Below are 16,029 nucleotides of genomic sequence, written 5' to 3' on the forward strand. Positions count from 1 at the left end.
CCCGATCCGTCTCAGGCAGTGCAGGACTCAATGGAGTTACAGATGTCGGCAGAACGCCGTAAGCGGGCGGCAATTCTGACCTCTGAAGGGGAACGAGAATCTGCGGTTAACACCGCCAGAGGTAAAGCCGAGGCACTAGAGTTAGATGCTGGAGCCCGTAAAAAAGCTGCGATTATGGATGCTGAAGCCCAACAACAGGCAATAGTTCTCAAAGCTCAGGCAGAACGACAGCAGCAGGTTCTCAAGGCACAAGCCACTGCTGAGGCTCTCAAAATTGTGGCTAAGACTCTTAATAATGACCCCAATGCTCGTGATGCCCTCCAGTTTTTACTGGCTCAGAACTATATCGATATGGGTATGCAAGTTGGCACTAGCGAGAGTAGTAAAGTTATGTTTATGGATCCTCGCAGCATTCCGGCAACCATTGAAGGGATGCGTTCGATTGTCGGTGATGGAGACCAGGTTAACCCCAATTCCCTAGGTATGAATGTGAATCAAAAGGGTAGTTGAGAGTAAGTTACCCACACCTAGACGGGTATCCCCGTTTAGGTAGGTTTTGTGTCTACGCTTAAACAAACTTTTAGGCGGAGGAGCGCCATCCCCGATGGCAGAGTTGCAAGCTCCTCCATTTTTCCTATGGTAAAATTAGGGTGATTGACAGTAATGGAAAATTACGGCCAAGGGATAGAGGAGTCTGTTGACAGCGATTTTAGCCAACGCAGCTTTAACTGGTTGGCGCTGGTATAACCACAGGATACCTAAATCCCTTGAGAAAGTTCCTTGGAACAGAACACCTCACGAGATTCTTGCTTAACATAACCATTCATTACAGCTAGCTGTAGCTTCATGAAGGCATTTAAGTCTTCCAGTGGATATTTTCTAGTTAAAAGCTGCCGTAGCTTATCCTCTTCTGTCACACTCAAATAGCCAGTTTTGAGTGCTTTTTGTACAACTTCCCTGATATTAGCCATAACACAAGCACCTATTAAAACAAGAATGTACCTTCGAGGCTGAAAGTCTAGCAACAGCCAATTTGGACTATGCCTCTAAAGTACTTATCACCCTTTTTTAAGCTTTTGATTATTTTGATGACACTGAACCCCTGTTCAATGTTCCATTGAAAATTGTACATTGTACTGGGATCGTGTCTTTGGCTAGCTAAGCCGCTAAGGGAGAATCACCAAGCTTCTGTTACCATTGCTGTTGTAGGTGATTACGGTATTATCTCATTCTGAGTCTTGATATTCTGTAGCATTGGTTACAGAACACTGTTCACATAATCCGAAAAATTCCAAGGTATGGTAGAAAATAGTAAATTGATAAGAATCTTGCAACTTCTTCTGTAATTGAGGTATGGGAGAGTCTTCAATGGGAATAGACATGTCACAATTGAGACAAGTGAGGTGATGTTGATCATTTTGTACACCACTGTAGAGGGATTCTCCACTACCAAGAGTCCTGACTTTCACCATTCCTTCCAGTTTTAAAGCATCCAAAGCGCGGTAAACTGTAGCCAAACCCATAGATTGCTTACGTTTGCGCAGCTCGACATAAAGATCTTGGGCCGACATAGCCCGATTCAAGGTTGTGAGCAGTTTCAGAATTCGCTCTTGGGAGCGGGTGCGTTGGCCTTTCATTAATCTTTTTTTAAAATCCTAGAATTTTTTTGATGTTAATGGTGCTTGTTGGTTCAAACTGTAAAGAAGGATGAATGATAAACGGATCATCAGCAATAGTGAGCGCGGCTATGCCCAAATCCCTGGATTAGGCTATTGATAGTTACGCGCTGTGACAGTTGAAAAAAATACTAGCTCAAAAAATACTAGTTGCTGATAGACTTTTTTAATCGTTGATCCTTCATCCTTGATATTATATCCATTATCATTATATAATGAAAGGGGAGAGTTGTGACTAACAAATATCAGGCTTCTATTTATGTTACACTTAGAAACTCTGTATTGGATCCAGCCGGTGTAGCTGTTGAGTCAGGACTTAAGCAGCTAGGCTATGAGAGTATAGAACAGGTGCGTATTGGTAAATATATCGAACTTAACCTGAGTGCTGCTAATGAAGATATGGCGCGAGAACAATTGAATCAGATTTGTGACCAGCTCTTAGCCAACCCAGTTATTGAAAATTATCGCTTTGAATTGGTTGAGATTTCAGCAAAACTAGGAGTGGAAGCATGAAATTTGGGGTGGTGGTCTTTCCTGGGTCAAACTGTGATGGCGATTTAGCCTATGTTACAACTAGCTTACTCCAATGTCCAACCCGGATGGTTTGGCATCAGGAAACCGATATTTCTGACTTAGATGTGGTGGTACTCCCAGGAGGATTTAGCTATGGGGATTACCTGCGCTGTGGCGCAATTGCCCAGTTTTCTCCAGTCATGCCAATGGTGGTAGACCACGCTAAACAGGGTAAATTTGTCCTGGGCATTTGTAATGGTTTCCAGATGCTGACGGAAATGGGGCTGTTACCAGGGGCATTAGTCAGAAATCGGGACTTACATTTTATTTGCGATCGCGTTCCAGTGAAAGTGGAGCGCACTGATTTATATTGGACTACAGCTTATCACCCAGGAGAAATTATAAGTCTACCTATTGCCCATGGTGAAGGGCGCTACTACGCTGATGCTGACACTCTCAAAGCTCTCGAAGATAATGGTCAGGTATTGTTTCGTTACGCTACTGTTTCAGGAGAGATAGAGACAACCGGTAATCCCAATGGTTCCCTAAATAACATTGCCGGAATTTGTGATACCACTGGCAAAATTTTAGGTATGATGCCCCATCCAGAACGAGCAGCTGATCCGATGTTAGGCAATATCGATGGGATGAGATTGTTTCAGAGTTTGTTGAAGACTTTTGAGCATTGCTAGTGTTATCGATACCACCAATTACCGATAATCGCGACCGCTACATGGGTCGCCTAAACGTTATCTGTGTGCCAAAGCTTCCAATTATACCGGATCTGGTTTACTGATAAATATTGTTATCAACTGAAGTTTATACTTTTTAAAATTAGTGGCTGTTAAGCTGGTCTTCATTTAAATTTGTTGGTTCTGACAGCTGGGGAGCTGGGGAGCTGGGGATAGGGTTTGACGGTTTTTTTATAACTGAATAATACCCAATTTAAATGCGCAACAGCTTAATGCTCGAAAAAGTATTTTAAAAAGTAAAAATAAGCAAAGGTTAGTCGTTGAGTGGACAGCGAGTGTTTGTTAAAATTTATTGTTATATTTAGTAAAATAAAAAAATATAAATATAAAATCGAATAATATAAAATAATATCAAAAAATGCCTGAAACTAACTTTAAAATTGAATGGCCTGATGGTGAACAAGAACTTTGCTATTCCCCTTCTCTAGTGGTCAAGAAATATTTCAATGCTGACCAAGACTATTCCCTTTCGGAATTTGTGGCACTATCTCGGACTGCGCTTAACGATGGTAGTGATCGCGTCAAAGCTCAATTTGGTTTCTCTTGCAGCAAAGCACTAGGACAACTGAAGATAATAGAAGACAAAGCGAAGAAGTATAGTAATCTATCTGATCCAAAAGTGCGATTGCTAAAATTTATCGATGTCCAAACCACAGAATAATTCAAGAAAAATTGATGCAAGCCACTTCTGCTCCAGACTCCACTACTATCCTCGCTGGCTTCCATGCTCTCTCCGATCCCCTGCGGCTGGCAGTGATTGAGCTACTGCGATCGCAAGAGTTATGTGTGTGTGATTTATGCGATCGCTTAAATGTCCAGCAATCAAAACTATCATTTCACCTGAAAACCCTTAAACAAGCTGGTCTGATTCGCCCCCGTCAACAGGGAAGGTGGATGTACTACAGCCTTAATTTGCCCCAGTTTGTGGTTTTAGAGCAATATTTGGCAGAATTTCGTCGCACAGGTGTGATGGTACCTGCCCATAGTTATTGCTCAGACTAGTTTAAAGTCTAGGTTGAATGGCTAAGGGTCTTCTGATCACAGTATCAAGCGGCTTAAAGCACAGACCCTGTCAACTGCTTTTGATGTACCTAATACCATTAGCCCAATACCATTAGCCAATTCAGCCGATGGCTTAACTATATATTTAACTAATACATCAATTTTTTTTGATATATTAGAATCAGCTAATTAGTAAAATACGAGGGATATCCATGGCTACTCTCAAAACTCATGTCTCCCTAAATGTCACTGACCTTCACAAATCTGTGACATTTTACCACGCCATGTTTGGTGTGTCTCCAGTTAAATACAAAGCTGAGTACGCCAAATTTGATTTGGCAAATCCGCCCCTCAATCTCACCCTAGAACTCAACCCCAATATGCACTCTGGTGGCACATTATCTCATCTAGGTGTACAGGTTGAAACGACAGAAGACGTACAAGCTCAGATCAAGCGTTTTCAAGCTGCAGGACTAGAGGTGTTAGAGGAAAAGAACACTCACTGTTGCTATGCCATCCAGGATAAAGTTTGGGTAAGTGACCCAGATGGTAACCGCTGGGAAATATTTGTGGTGAATGTCGAAGATACTGCACCCGAGATGAATCTCAAGATTACCGACAATTCTCAGCAGGAATCCAATACTCTTAAATCCTCCTGCTGTGGATAAATTAGATCACCGTTAAATGAGAATCCGCAAACTGATACCCAAACAAACTCTCTGGCCCTTAATATCCCATTGCTGGCGAGAGGCAGTAACTGAATGCATGGCTACATTTATCTTAGTCTTTGTTGGCACTGGTGCTGTCATGGTTAATCACATCACTAGTGGAGCCTTAACTCATCTGGGCGTCAGTTTTGTGTTTGGAGCAGTGGTCGCTGCTTTAATCTATGCCACAGGACATATTAGCGATGCCCATATTAACCCAGCTGTGACCCTTGCCTTCTGGGCTAGTGGCTTTTTTCCCGCTCGCAAGGTGTTACCTTATATCCTGGCTCAATGCATTGGTGCGATCGCTGCTTCAACATTACTGTTGCTGACACTGGGGTATGTTGCTGAGCTCGGGGCAACTCTGCCTCTACAAGGGAACTGGTTTCAATCCTTAGTGCTGGAAGTAGTACTCACCTTTATCTTAATGTTTGTGATTTTAGGCTCTGGTCTTGACCGCCGTGCTCCCATTGGCTTTGCTGGTTTGGCTATTGGCTTAACCGTAGCATTAGAAGCAGCTTGCTTCGGACCAATTACCGGTGCCAGCATGAATCCAGCCCGTTCATTGGGGCCAGCCGTAGTAGCTGGGATTTGGCAACATCAATGGATTTATTGGGTTGCCCCAATTGTAGGAGCGCAGTTAGCCGTGATTGCCTATCGGCAACTTTCCCATGGATTTCGGGATATTAAATAAAACCATAGCTAGCTAAAAATTAACCAGTAACAATTACTAAATAACAACTAATCAATAACAAATCACTATGAAACAAATCATGTTTGTTTGTAAAAGAAATTCCTGCCGTTCTCAAATGGCAGAGGGTTTTGCTAGAACCTTAGGAGAAGGGAAGATTTCTGTTACTAGTTCTGGACTAGAAGCAAGCCGAGTTCATCCTACAGCAATTCAAGTCATGGATGAAATTAATATAGATATTACTGACCAGACGTCTAATCCTTTAAAGGATTTCAAGGCTGAAGACTATGATGCTGTAATTTCCTTGTGCGGCTGTGGTGTTAATTTACCAGAAGCCTGGGTATTACGAGATGTCTTTGAAGATTGGCAGCTCGATGATCCTGATGGGCAACCACTAGAGACCTTTCGCCGTGTCCGAGATGAAATTAAAGAACGAGTAGCTAAGTTAGTGGAAACCTTGAGCTAATTAGTTTGTTTACGGTTAATTTAAAGGACTTATCAACAGCATAGTTATCTAGTAATTATTTGATACTTTACATTACTATTACCTTCCGGAGGATTTTGGATAAAATCAAATAAATGGTGAGCTAACTCTAATTTAGTGCAGCGATTAATCTGTTGATGGCGTCCTCTGTTATCAATCAAAATTGCTTGGTTGGTATCACTGCCAAAACCAGCATTTGGTTTGTCAACTGGGTTAGCTACAATTGCATCCAATCGCTTCTTATTTAATTTTTGTAACGCAGGCTTGATAATATCTCCAGTTTGTGCAGCAAATCCAACTAAGTACTGATGGGGGTGTTTCAGTCGTCCCAATTCAGCTAGGATATCTGGCACCGGTTTTAAAGGTAGAGCAGCAGGAAGTCCATGCTTCGGTATCTTCATCTCCTGGTAGATTCCAGGGGTTACATCTGCTACCGCTGCTGCCATCACAATCAAATCAGCATTGGGAAAATTGGCTAGCATTGCCCGATGCATCTCAGTAGCACTCACTACTGGAATTGTCCGGATACCCATGGGTGCTTCCCAAGTAGCTGGTCCATGAACGAGGGTGACAACTGCTCCCCGATTTCTGGCAGCTTGGGCTAGGGCTAGTCCCATCTTGCCTGTGGAGGGATTCCCAATAAAGCGTACTGGATCTATATATTCCCGAGTGCCACCAGTACTGATTAAGACTTGTTTACCGGTTAAGTCTCGTTTGCCACCAGTGTAGAGCAGGGATTGGATAGAGGCGATTATCTCCTCTGGTTCTGCCATCCGTCCTGCACCAATGCGATCGCATGCTAACCGTCCTGCTGTTGGACCAACACTATGATACCTGGGGTCACCTAACAGCTGTTGCCAATTTCGTTGCACTGACTGTTGCTTCCACATATCTGTATTCATAGCTGGTGCCAACAAAATAGGGCAACTAGACGCTAGAACCGTATTGGTTAGTAAGTTATCTGCTAAGCCATAAGCCAACTTACCTAGGGTATTAGCCGTCAGAGGAGCAATCACCAATACTTCTGCCCATTCCCCTAATTCAATATGCACCGGGCGTTCGTGCTTTGCTTGCCAGAATACGTTGTCTGTATAAGCTGGATGGCGAGAGAGGGTACTTAGAGTCAAAGGAGTGATAAATTTTTCAGCTCCCTGGGTTAGAATTACCCTTACTTCAGCAACCGCCTTAAATAGGGTAGAAACAACCTCACAAACTTTATAAGCAGCGATGCCCCCACATACACCAATTAAAACTTTTCTACCCTTATTCACGCCTCGTCGTAAGCTTCCATGTCCAGTAAATAGAGATAGGGTTGTGCTAACTCTGGACGCTGAAACGCCAGTGCCCGCAGTAGATGCCAATCTTTGAGTCCTTCAAATGCGCCAGAGTAATCATCCAGCTCTAGACGTGCAGCCAACTTGGCAACGTCCTCTGCACTGAGAGCTGAAAGGTCACGTTGGGAAATGGTCGTAGTTGCCATTGCTCACGCCTCTCTTGGTTAGCTTTTTTGTTAACAGTTGTACGTCTTCGACAACTTTACTTCTATTATCCCTATTTAGTGACACGACTGACTATAGATAATACCAGCTTTAGCGTGAAGTATTCGTAAATTTTTTGTTAGTTTTTAGGAGTCATTTGTATGGAGGCTTACTATAGAAATACAAATTATCCATAAAATAACTATATTTAGTTATTTATATTTAGTTATTTTAAAAGCCCCTTTCCTAAGTAGAAATTGTCACTCTCAAAGTAGAGTGACTTTTTGATGAACTCTTATGGTTATGAATGCTACCCTTGCCACACCCCAATCGATTGAATCCTGGTTGGGTGATGAAGCCGAAAGCCTCCTTACTTACAAGGCAAACCTTGGTAAAGATTTATTGCATCTCCCTGGCCCTGATTGGGTGGCACGGATTTTTGGCAATAGCGATCGCTCTTCCCAAGTGCTCCGCAGTCAAGCTGCAGTTGTATTCATCTGGACTACTGCTGATCGTTGGTTCATTGATAGTCTAGCCTCTTTGATCAGTAGGCTCAGATGGCTCATAGCACCTCAAGTAGCGTGCGCGTAGCGCATTAGCTGAGGGCTGAATGCTTACGATTCAGTAAAGTTTCAGACCAGTAGAGATTTACCATGCTACGTCTCTACTTTTTCGTCACTAAGGAAATTTCAAGGAAATTTTTCTGACGGGTAACCGGTTAGGATCTTGATAAGTTGGTAATTAGAGTAACTTGTGGTACAAAAAAAACGGTCTCAATTATCAACAAGACCGCTTCATCCAAAAAATGCTGACTCAATGTATAGTAAGTCCGGAATAGGCAAAATTTTTCTCGGGATACAGTACTTGGAAAGCAGGATAACTTACCAAATATAACACTAATAGATGGTGTTAAAATAACATACTTTGGCTGAAAGGGAAAGGGAAACTGGGAACCTCGGATCAGTCAAATATTTTAAATAATAACCCTAGGGCGTTTGTGATTTAGCAATTACCAATTACTAGTTACCAATTACCAATTACTAATTAGAAATAGTTGGGAGAATTACTAACATAAAATCTCCCATCTCTTGCCAAACTCGACCCACTCTCAACCAGGTAAAAGTTTAAGGCTTAACGAGCTTTCCTTTCTGCCCTTGACCCTTGTTTGGCAGCAATTTCCTGTACCAAAATATCAAACGCTTTAGCATACTGAGCATCATCCAAGGTGCCAACTTTGTCACGATTTTTCTGCAAGTCCTTACGCTGTTCATCCGAAAGCTCGAACACAATATCTGGTTCAATACCGGACTTATTAATATCGCGACCACTAGGGGTAAGATACTTAGCAATGGTTACTGCCAGACCTGAGCCATCTCCAAGCCCTCGCACGGATTGGACTAAGCCCTTACCAAAAGTCTGAGTTCCTACCAAGATGGCACGTTGATTGTCTTGTAAAGCACCCGAAAGAATTTCGCTAGCACTGGCTGAACCACCATCCACCAGTACTACTAATGGTTTATCAGTCAGAGAGCGATTAATTGCTTTCTGGTATTCGGATTTGCCGATTCGGTTAACTGTTGACACAATTGTACCGGAATCAAACCACATCCGAGCAATTTCAATGCTGGCATAAAGTAGCCCCCCAGGGTTAGAGCGGAGATCTAAAACATAGCCACTAACCTTCTGTTCTTCTAACTTTCGGATGGCTTCCCCCATCTCCTTTGCGGCGTTAGCACTAAATTGAGAAAGGCGAATGTAGCCGATGCCATAACCATCTGAACTTTCCCGATAGCTATACTTTACAGGGTGGATTTCAATCCTAGCTCGTGTAATCGGATAGTCAACTACCTTTTGGCCTCGCTGAATGGTCAAAGTCACGGAAGTCCCTGGCTTGCCTCGGATCAGTTGTACTGCATCGTTGACATCCATACCTTCGGTACTCTTGCCATCAATTTTGATAATGATATCCTTTGCCAGGATTCCCGCTTTAAAAGCTGGGGTATCCTCAATAGGGGAAATCACCATCAACTTTTTTGTTTCCTCATCCAGGGCAATCTGAATACCTACACCAGTTAATTCCCCAGATGTATCAATCTGCATATTCTTGAACTCTTCGGGATCCATAAACCTGGTGTAAGGATCGTCCAAGGGCTCTAGCATTTCCCGGATTGCCTTGTAGGCTTGTTCCTTGCTACTGTAAGACCGATTCAGATAATCTTGGCGCACTTCCTCCCAATCAACCTGGTTGAAGGTAGCATCTACATACCTGCGGTTAATAATTTGCCAAACTTCATCAACTAGCTCCTTAGGACTCTCGCGAAAGAAAGCCTGACTTTGAGATAGATGAAGACCAGCTCCTGTAACTGCTACAGTTGTTAGGACTACTGCTGTCGCACCAAGAACCAGGCCACGTTTTGTAATTACCATAATCCTTTCGCTTAAGGTCGGGAAACTAATGCAAAGGAGCTAAGCTATATCTAACGAACGGGGATGTCAGATAGCTCCTATGCAAATCAATCTGAGACTGACACCCCCTTGTTCAATTTTGGGTAGTCTAACCCTTTTAAGATACCCCTATGGCTATAGCCTTTTAGGGGTCATCTGTGTTGTTGATTAGGGTCATGAGGATCTTATTTATCCATACTAACCTCATTAGCTAATCACGCCATCATACCACCACACCACACCACCATAATCCCATCTAGCTAGGATTTCAATAAATAAACTATCCTTACTAAGGATAAGGAAGCTGGGGGTATCAGTCCCATATTATTAATTTTCCTCCCACCCAACTTCCCCTCCGGAAAATTATTGTGGTCATTGGTTTTCATCGTTAGTTGTCCAATGATTACCCATTTACCATTTCCCAGTCTAACATTACCGCAAAAGACCTACTAATTATTCTATTTGATATGGCTGTTTGTGATCAGCTGACAAAGTTGGCGATCGCTTTCTCTGACTTCTGGGTTGTTTTGGAGATAATTTCTTAGCCAGTGGCAGCTTTTATCTAGCAGATCGTCTAAATTCAAATTCCAGATTGCCACTGTACCATCTTCACTAGCCACTGCCAAGGCTGTTCCATCATGGCTCCAGCTAAGATTTGTGACGCGATGCTCACCAGCTTTCAAGGTTTTGATCAGGGTGTCGTCGAAGCGCCATAGCTGAACCTGGTTGTCCCAGCTGCTGGTTGCCAAAATTTTGCCCTTGGGGCTAAAGCGGACTTTGGCCACACTATCAGTATGACCTTTGAGGGTTGATTGTAAAGTCCCATCTTTGCGCCAGAGTTTCACTGTGTTATCGTAGCTCGCTGTTGCCAAGAACTTGTTGTCGGGTGAGAAGCTGAGATCCAAAACCCAATTGCGATGACCTGGTAGTGTTTTCAGAAGTTGCCCATCAGCACTCCATAACTTTACAGTTTTATCATCACTGGCCGATGCCAATCGCTGACTATCCTGGCTAAACTTAACTGCATTAACCCGCTCACTATGACCAGTCAGGGTATGAAGCAATTTACCAGTGCGATCCCAAATTTTGACTGTCCTATCCCGACTGGCAGACGCGAGCAGCTCGGAGTCAGGACTAAAACTAACATTCAATACCCAGTCCTGATGTCCCTTTATTGTTTTAATCAAAGTACCGCTACGATGCCAGAGTTTCACCGTGCCATCTCGACTACCAGAGGCAATTAGGTCACCATCAGCACTGAAACTGATGCTGTAGACTCGATCTTGATGCCCTGTTAAGGTTTTGAGCAGGTTTCCGTTGCGATCCCAAAGCTTAACAGTTCTGTCATTACTAGCTGTGGCAATCTGTTGAGAGTCTGGAGAAAAGGTTACATCCTGTACATTATCCTGATGCCCTCTTAAAATCACGTGAGACTGATTAATACTACTCCAGAGCTTGATAGTTTTATCGTGGCTGGCTGAAGCCAGAATTAGTTGGTCAGTTTGAGGGTTAGATGGTTGTACAGGGGTATGGGACTTGCTGTGAGCTAGGTTGTCTTGAGAACTAAAAGATTTAGTAGGACGGAAACTGACAGCACTAACCCCATCGCTGTGTCCCTTAAAGGTGTTGATTAAAGTGCCTTCACGATTCCATAGCCGTACTATATTATCATCACTGGCAGAGGCAATCAGCTGACCATCAGCACTGAAAGCAACACCATTAACCCATCGTTGATGCTTGGGAAAGGTTTTGATGAGTTTGCCATTGGCATTCCACAACTTTACCGTTTGATCATCGCTAGCTGAAGCAATTAACTGACCATCAGGACTAAATACTACACAGTTAACCTGAGCACTATGTCCTCTAAGAGTATTTAGCAATTTTCCGGTTTGACTCCACAGCTTAATGGTGTTATCGGAACTAGCAGAAGCAATGATCTTACCATCTCCACTAAAGCTTACCGACCGCACTACACCCCGGTGACCGGAAAAGGTTTTAATTAATTTGCCATCAACAGTCCATAATCGAATTTTCTTATCTTTGCCAGCCGTAGCAATCATCTGCCCATCTCGACTAAAACTGACACTGTATATATGACCAGCATCAGGGGTAATTATTCTGACTAGCTCGCCAGTTTGACGCCATAGTCTGACTGTGCCATCCCAGCTACTAGAGGCAATTAACTGACTATCTGGACTAAAAGATACGCTGGTTACACTATCTTGATGACCTTCTAAGGTTTGGATCAACTTGCCATCAGGATGCCACAGTTTGACCGTTTTATCGCGGCTGGTGGAGGCAATAAACTTACCATCTGGGGAAAAACTGATGCTGGAAACAATATCACTATGTCCTTCGAGTCGATTGTGTTCGGAAACTGAATAAACTGCCTGGGAAAGAGCTGTGATTACTTGTAGACGGGTATCTGCCTCTACTGTTCGAGATGGTAGATATTGCTGCTCTTCCTGCTGTAGTTTTTTTGCGGCTCTTAAGCCTTCGAGCAAAGCATCAAAGGTTTTATTGGATACGAAAAGAGCTTCTGAAGAGGCACTCAGGGCACTAAGCATAGCATTGATTCGTTGAGCTTCGGCTCGCCATCTCAAGCCACCATTGGTCACTGCTAAAAGTGCCATCACTGTGCTAATGGCAATGGCACGCAGTCGTTGTTTACGAACCCGCAACAGTTGACTCTCACTTTGTTTTAGCCGTACTTTAATATTAGATTGGGTACGTTGCTTATATTTTTGACGAATCGGTAGAACTAGATAATCATGAATCAGCTGATATCGATTTTGTGGTGTTTCTGGCACTCGGAAGACTAAACCGGAACCGACCAAAATTTCCAAAATCAAGGGGATTTGAGTTAGTGTGGAGTTGTCCCAATTGGACAGTACTAACTCAGCTTGAGTTTTCAACGGACGGGTACCTCGTTGATCGGTTAAGGAGAATAAAACTTCCCAGACGGCATCTTCATTTTCTGGCCCACAATCATAAATAATTTGGGAAAGCGATCCCTCGACTAGAACTGTCTTGGGGTCATTTCCCAAAGCTCGGTATCCTTCAAGGGTAGTAATTTTTTCCGCTTGTAGCTGAGCACCCACGACTTGTAATTCAATTAAGCGCACCACTCCCGTATTGGTGACTAAATCCTTTACCAGTGCTTCGATTAGAGCAGGTTCTAACTTAAACTGAGATACTGCTGTTAAGGAGTGAATAAGGTTTTTGGCATTCTCTGGGGACAGATCACCTAAGTGATAACGCAGCTTCTGATCTAGGATATTGTTGTTAATGACACTGAGATCCTTAAAGCGCTCAAACTCTAACAAGTAATGTAGATAATCTTCTCGCATAGACAAGATTATTTTTACAAAGGGGAGATTGAGAGCTTGGGCTAAAAAATTATAAAACTGATGTCGTTGCTCTAAGTCGGTAGCAAGGAAAAAAAATTCTTCAAACTGGTCAAAAATCAGGACGGTTAATAAGTTATGCTGGGAACACCGATACAACTTATCGAGAATTGGTTTAAGGGTTAAAGGTTTTTCAGCCCAGGCGTTGGAGTCGGGTAAGTTGTTAGCCGTAGGCGTTCCCTTCGCGTAGATTGTTCCCCGTAGGCGTTCCCTTCGCGTAGGTTGAACGTTTAAAGGTGAAACCTTGGCATCTTTAAAGTTGAAGACTACTGTACTTGCTAATTCAAGGTCTAAACGTTTTTCCAGCTCACCGAGCCAATTCCTGTAAACGGTTTGCACCACCGTCAAGGTTTGTCTAGCACCAATAATTCTGGAGCTAAGTGCAGGAACTAAACCAGCATTAATCAGGGAACTCTTGCCAACGCCAGAATTCCCATGAATCACGGTTAGTTTGTGGTCATTGCGGCTAATGCGTTCGAGCAGGCCGTTGACATCGGTTTGACGTCCAGCCGCTGCGATTTCTAGGGCTGATGGACAAAAACCTTTCTTGGTAATTGTTGCGTCAGTTTCTCGACTTGGCTCGACACTCTGTAAAGGAGCCATACCAGCAAAGGTAGAAAACCTAAACTGTTGTTCTATCAAGCGTTTTTGTTGCTTAAGTTCAAACCCTCGTTGGTATGCTTTTTGCTCAAAGTAGAGCGATCGCAATTCCTCCAAGAGCTCCATCAACAGTTGAGGCTGCTGCTGTAGAGGGTTGGGCTCGGTAGTTTTTAGGTTTATAGCTTGTTCAAGATAATTAATGGCAGATTTTGGCTTGCCCAGCTGGCGCACAGATCTAGCAGCTAGCAGCAGATAGGAAGCTCGGTGGCAAAGCTTTTTAGCGTTGAGAGTCGGCTGAGATGTCTCCAGAGTGCGCACAGCTGTCAGAGATAAGTCTATAGCATGGTTCCAATTCGATTGCTCATAGGCACCTGTTGCCAAAAAGCCATAGGCTCGAGAGAGCTGAACTGGATTATCTTGAGTGTGAGGCTGTGCCAGAAACGCTAGCGCTAAAGCTTCTAATTCTGTCCAATGTTCCAGGTGTTGTAGGACTTCTCCCAATTTTATGGTCAACTGAGCCACCAAGTCCAAGCGTCCTGTTTTAGTAAACAGGTCAATGGCAGTACAGAAGTTTTTCTGGGCTTGCTCCCACTGATAGCAACCGATGGAGTCTTGTAACTGGGCTTGACGGCAATAGCACAAGCCAATGTGATGGAACACTAAACCAAGCCGTTCTAAACCTGAAGGGGTGAGGGAGGGATCAGACAAGGGAGGGATTGAGTGGTTAGTTTGCCCAAGACGTTGCTCGAAACATTTAGCTGTCTCCCTTTTGCTTTCTTTGCTCTTCCTAGAAGCTTTACCTAGGATAGTTGTACATGCTTTTACCGGTTTAACCTGTTCATAATAGTGTTCATCTGAATCGGGAGCCTCACTGCCGAAGCAGCCGCCCCATTCTCCTATATTCTCCTGCCAAAAATTTAGACTTTGCTGATAATGCTCCAAGGCCAGATTAATCTGGTCATTTTCAAAGGCATCTCGCCCTAGAATAAAGTGCTTGGTAGCTAGTAGCACAGAATCTATGCTGATGTCACGAGATTGCAAATCCTGTAATGCCCACTCAAATTCTTGGCGTCGGTGGCAATCGCGAGACAATGAAAGCACCTTGTTGGGCAAAAACTCTCCCAAGTCTCTAGCCAAAATATTGGCAAAGATTTCATCTGCCGTTCCATTACATAAAACGAGTAATTGGTCAATGGTAAGTTCAAACCGAATCGAGGTAGTAGCCCAATTTTTAAAATAAGGAGCAAGCCTGATCAACTTTTGAAGTCCCTTGTCAGTTACCCATACCACTAAGGGACAGGTTAAGCATTTGGGCAATTCATCTCGCACCTGGTTAGCTGAAAGTAGTACCTGGTTGATGCCATCAACTAACTCTAGACCCGATACCATTAGGGCAGATGTTGTCCCATACTGTTGGGTGGTAAAGATATTACTAAATAGAGTTTGACTAGACTTGTTACAAACTAGCTCACCTATGGTAAGCTCTGTAATTTCTCGGACGTACTGCCATATTTGCTTCCTAAATAACTCGTAGTTGCATCGCACCAAAATCAGTGCAAATTCTCCTTGGGAGAACATTATTGCCCGGGATAGGGTTAATAGAGAGTGAGCACTGTATGGGGCTAGTGTTTCTGGGGGATTTTGCTGCTTCATGTCACTAACCTTTTGACCCCTACTGGTAGAAATTCCCTATTACTAGGGTTATTTTCCATCTAGATAGTAATCTTACTATCAGAACTTATCGGTAAGTAAGGGTTTTCACTGATAAAAAACAATAAGTATAATTAGGTCTTACTCAAGAAAAACATCTTTCATAAGTACCTTGATAAATAGTTCAGTAATTACTACTACTTAGTTTATAAATATAGTTAATTGAAATACTGAATAGCAATGATAAATTCACTTATTGAGCCTCAAGTCCATAGCGTGGACATCAGTAATTTCCCGGAATTTTTATGATTCTATAGTGGGGTGGAAGTATAGGGTTTATAAATGAGATGTAAAGCTGTATGGTTTTTTTTTTGTCCAATAAAACTCCGGAGCTCTTTCTGCTATTGCCTTTTGCCTCTTGTATGCCAGCCAATTTCTGCAATACATATTTTTACAACCCAGATAAAAACGCCCTGATAAGTTAGTAGACGACAATAGTTAAAACAGTTAAAATACCAGGACTTCCGCAAAACTGGGCACCAAACTCTAGTTGTAGGGACTGACGCGCGCCCCTACAGCTAGAGTTACTGCCGAAGTTTTGAGTAGATCAGTTTATAACTTAAT

15 protein-coding genes are annotated in these 16,029 nt (G+C 43.1%); 9 read left to right on the forward strand and 6 right to left on the reverse strand.

Going from position 1 to position 16,029, the window contains the following annotated elements; all coding sequences use genetic code 11:
- The coding region (locus F6K52_RS08170; RefSeq protein WP_293076235.1) for an SPFH domain-containing protein at positions 1-510 on the forward strand (510 nt) is incomplete at its 5' end.
- Positions 511-758: 248 nt separating this feature from the next.
- On the opposite strand, the gene F6K52_RS08175 is transcribed toward F6K52_RS08170, so the two are convergent.
- Both F6K52_RS08175 and F6K52_RS08180 read right to left on the reverse strand, forming a co-directional pair.
- Positions 759-971, reverse strand: a complete 213-nt coding sequence (locus F6K52_RS08175; protein ID WP_293076237.1) for a hypothetical protein — start codon at positions 969-971, stop codon at positions 759-761.
- 255 nt (positions 972-1,226) lie between these two features.
- On the reverse strand, positions 1,227-1,637 hold the full coding sequence (locus F6K52_RS08180; protein WP_293076239.1) for a Fur family transcriptional regulator: 411 nt from the start codon (positions 1,635-1,637) through the stop codon (positions 1,227-1,229).
- A gap of 270 nt (positions 1,638-1,907) precedes the next feature.
- Here F6K52_RS08180 and purS point away from each other — a divergent pair, with 270 nt between their 5' ends.
- From purS to arsC, 7 genes are all read left to right on the forward strand, one after another.
- On the forward strand, positions 1,908-2,189 hold the full coding sequence (gene purS, locus F6K52_RS08185) for a phosphoribosylformylglycinamidine synthase subunit PurS (RefSeq protein WP_293076242.1): 282 nt from the start codon (positions 1,908-1,910) through the stop codon (positions 2,187-2,189).
- On the forward strand, positions 2,186-2,881 hold the full coding sequence (purQ, locus tag F6K52_RS08190; protein ID WP_293076244.1) for a phosphoribosylformylglycinamidine synthase subunit PurQ: 696 nt from the start codon (positions 2,186-2,188) through the stop codon (positions 2,879-2,881). Before purS ends, purQ begins: the two co-directional genes overlap by 4 nt.
- 418 nt (positions 2,882-3,299) lie before the next feature.
- Complete coding sequence (locus F6K52_RS08195) at positions 3,300-3,602, forward strand: MSMEG_0570 family nitrogen starvation response protein (protein ID WP_293076246.1); 303 nt, start codon at positions 3,300-3,302, stop codon at positions 3,600-3,602.
- Positions 3,603-3,616: 14 nt separating this feature from the next.
- Complete coding sequence (locus tag F6K52_RS08200) at positions 3,617-3,943, forward strand: metalloregulator ArsR/SmtB family transcription factor (RefSeq protein WP_293076248.1); 327 nt, start codon at positions 3,617-3,619, stop codon at positions 3,941-3,943.
- A 212-nt stretch (positions 3,944-4,155) separates the two neighbouring features.
- Positions 4,156-4,611, forward strand: a complete 456-nt coding sequence (locus tag F6K52_RS08205; RefSeq protein WP_293076250.1) for an ArsI/CadI family heavy metal resistance metalloenzyme — start codon at positions 4,156-4,158, stop codon at positions 4,609-4,611.
- 16 nt (positions 4,612-4,627) lie between these two features.
- The gene (locus F6K52_RS08210; RefSeq protein ID WP_293076252.1) at positions 4,628-5,344 is read left to right on the forward strand and encodes an MIP/aquaporin family protein; all 717 of its coding nucleotides are present in this window, start codon (positions 4,628-4,630) and stop codon (positions 5,342-5,344) included.
- 67 nt (positions 5,345-5,411) lie between these two features.
- On the forward strand, positions 5,412-5,807 hold the full coding sequence (gene arsC / locus F6K52_RS08215; protein WP_293047623.1) for an arsenate reductase, glutathione/glutaredoxin type: 396 nt from the start codon (positions 5,412-5,414) through the stop codon (positions 5,805-5,807).
- A gap of 44 nt (positions 5,808-5,851) precedes the next feature.
- On the opposite strand, the gene coaBC is transcribed toward arsC, so the two are convergent.
- Positions 5,852-7,096 (reverse strand): bifunctional phosphopantothenoylcysteine decarboxylase/phosphopantothenate--cysteine ligase CoaBC, encoded by a 1,245-nt coding sequence (coaBC, locus tag F6K52_RS08220; RefSeq protein WP_293076254.1) that lies wholly within the window; start codon positions 7,094-7,096, stop codon positions 5,852-5,854.
- Positions 7,093-7,305 carry a DUF2555 domain-containing protein gene (locus tag F6K52_RS08225; protein ID WP_070393300.1) on the reverse strand — a complete coding sequence of 71 codons (213 nt, stop codon included), beginning with the start codon at positions 7,303-7,305 and terminating at the stop codon, positions 7,093-7,095. Before F6K52_RS08225 ends, coaBC begins: the two co-directional genes overlap by 4 nt.
- 301 nt (positions 7,306-7,606) lie before the next feature.
- Between F6K52_RS08225 and F6K52_RS08230 the strand changes: the two genes are divergently transcribed.
- Entirely contained in the window at positions 7,607-7,894 is a 288-nt protein-coding gene (locus tag F6K52_RS08230; RefSeq protein ID WP_364416621.1) for a hypothetical protein, read from the forward strand.
- 540 nt (positions 7,895-8,434) lie between these two features.
- On the opposite strand, the gene ctpC is transcribed toward F6K52_RS08230, so the two are convergent.
- Together ctpC and F6K52_RS08240 are read right to left on the reverse strand one after the other, a co-directional pair.
- Positions 8,435-9,730 carry a carboxyl-terminal processing protease CtpC gene (gene ctpC / locus F6K52_RS08235; RefSeq protein WP_293076256.1) on the reverse strand — a complete coding sequence of 432 codons (1,296 nt, stop codon included), beginning with the start codon at positions 9,728-9,730 and terminating at the stop codon, positions 8,435-8,437.
- 476 nt (positions 9,731-10,206) lie between these two features.
- Complete coding sequence (locus tag F6K52_RS08240; protein ID WP_293076258.1) at positions 10,207-15,408, reverse strand: hypothetical protein; 5,202 nt, start codon at positions 15,406-15,408, stop codon at positions 10,207-10,209.
- Positions 15,409-16,029 lie beyond the last annotated feature (621 nt).

This window comes from Moorena sp. SIO3H5 (assembly GCF_010692395.1).
GTDB lineage: Bacteria > Cyanobacteriota > Cyanobacteriia > Cyanobacteriales > Coleofasciculaceae > Moorena.

Excerpts from the sequence above, each read along its gene's own strand:
- ctpC (WP_293076256.1), bottom strand. The coding sequence starts at position 9,730 with ATGGTAATTACAAAACGTGGCCTGGTTCTTGGTGCGACAGCAGTAGTC.
- F6K52_RS08230 (WP_364416621.1), top strand. The coding sequence starts at position 7,607 with ATGAATGCTACCCTTGCCACACCCCAATCGATTGAATCCTGGTTGGGT.
- arsC (WP_293047623.1), top strand. The coding sequence starts at position 5,412 with ATGAAACAAATCATGTTTGTTTGTAAAAGAAATTCCTGCCGTTCTCAA.
- F6K52_RS08200 (WP_293076248.1), top strand. The coding sequence starts at position 3,617 with ATGCAAGCCACTTCTGCTCCAGACTCCACTACTATCCTCGCTGGCTTC.
- F6K52_RS08175 (WP_293076237.1), bottom strand. The coding sequence starts at position 971 with ATGGCTAATATCAGGGAAGTTGTACAAAAAGCACTCAAAACTGGCTAT.
- F6K52_RS08240 (WP_293076258.1), bottom strand. The coding sequence starts at position 15,408 with ATGAAGCAGCAAAATCCCCCAGAAACACTAGCCCCATACAGTGCTCAC.
- F6K52_RS08195 (WP_293076246.1), top strand. The coding sequence starts at position 3,300 with ATGCCTGAAACTAACTTTAAAATTGAATGGCCTGATGGTGAACAAGAA.
- F6K52_RS08225 (WP_070393300.1), bottom strand. The coding sequence starts at position 7,305 with ATGGCAACTACGACCATTTCCCAACGTGACCTTTCAGCTCTCAGTGCA.
- F6K52_RS08205 (WP_293076250.1), top strand. The coding sequence starts at position 4,156 with ATGGCTACTCTCAAAACTCATGTCTCCCTAAATGTCACTGACCTTCAC.
- purQ (WP_293076244.1), top strand. The coding sequence starts at position 2,186 with ATGAAATTTGGGGTGGTGGTCTTTCCTGGGTCAAACTGTGATGGCGAT.
- F6K52_RS08180 (WP_293076239.1), bottom strand. The coding sequence starts at position 1,637 with ATGAAAGGCCAACGCACCCGCTCCCAAGAGCGAATTCTGAAACTGCTC.
- F6K52_RS08210 (WP_293076252.1), top strand. The coding sequence starts at position 4,628 with ATGAGAATCCGCAAACTGATACCCAAACAAACTCTCTGGCCCTTAATA.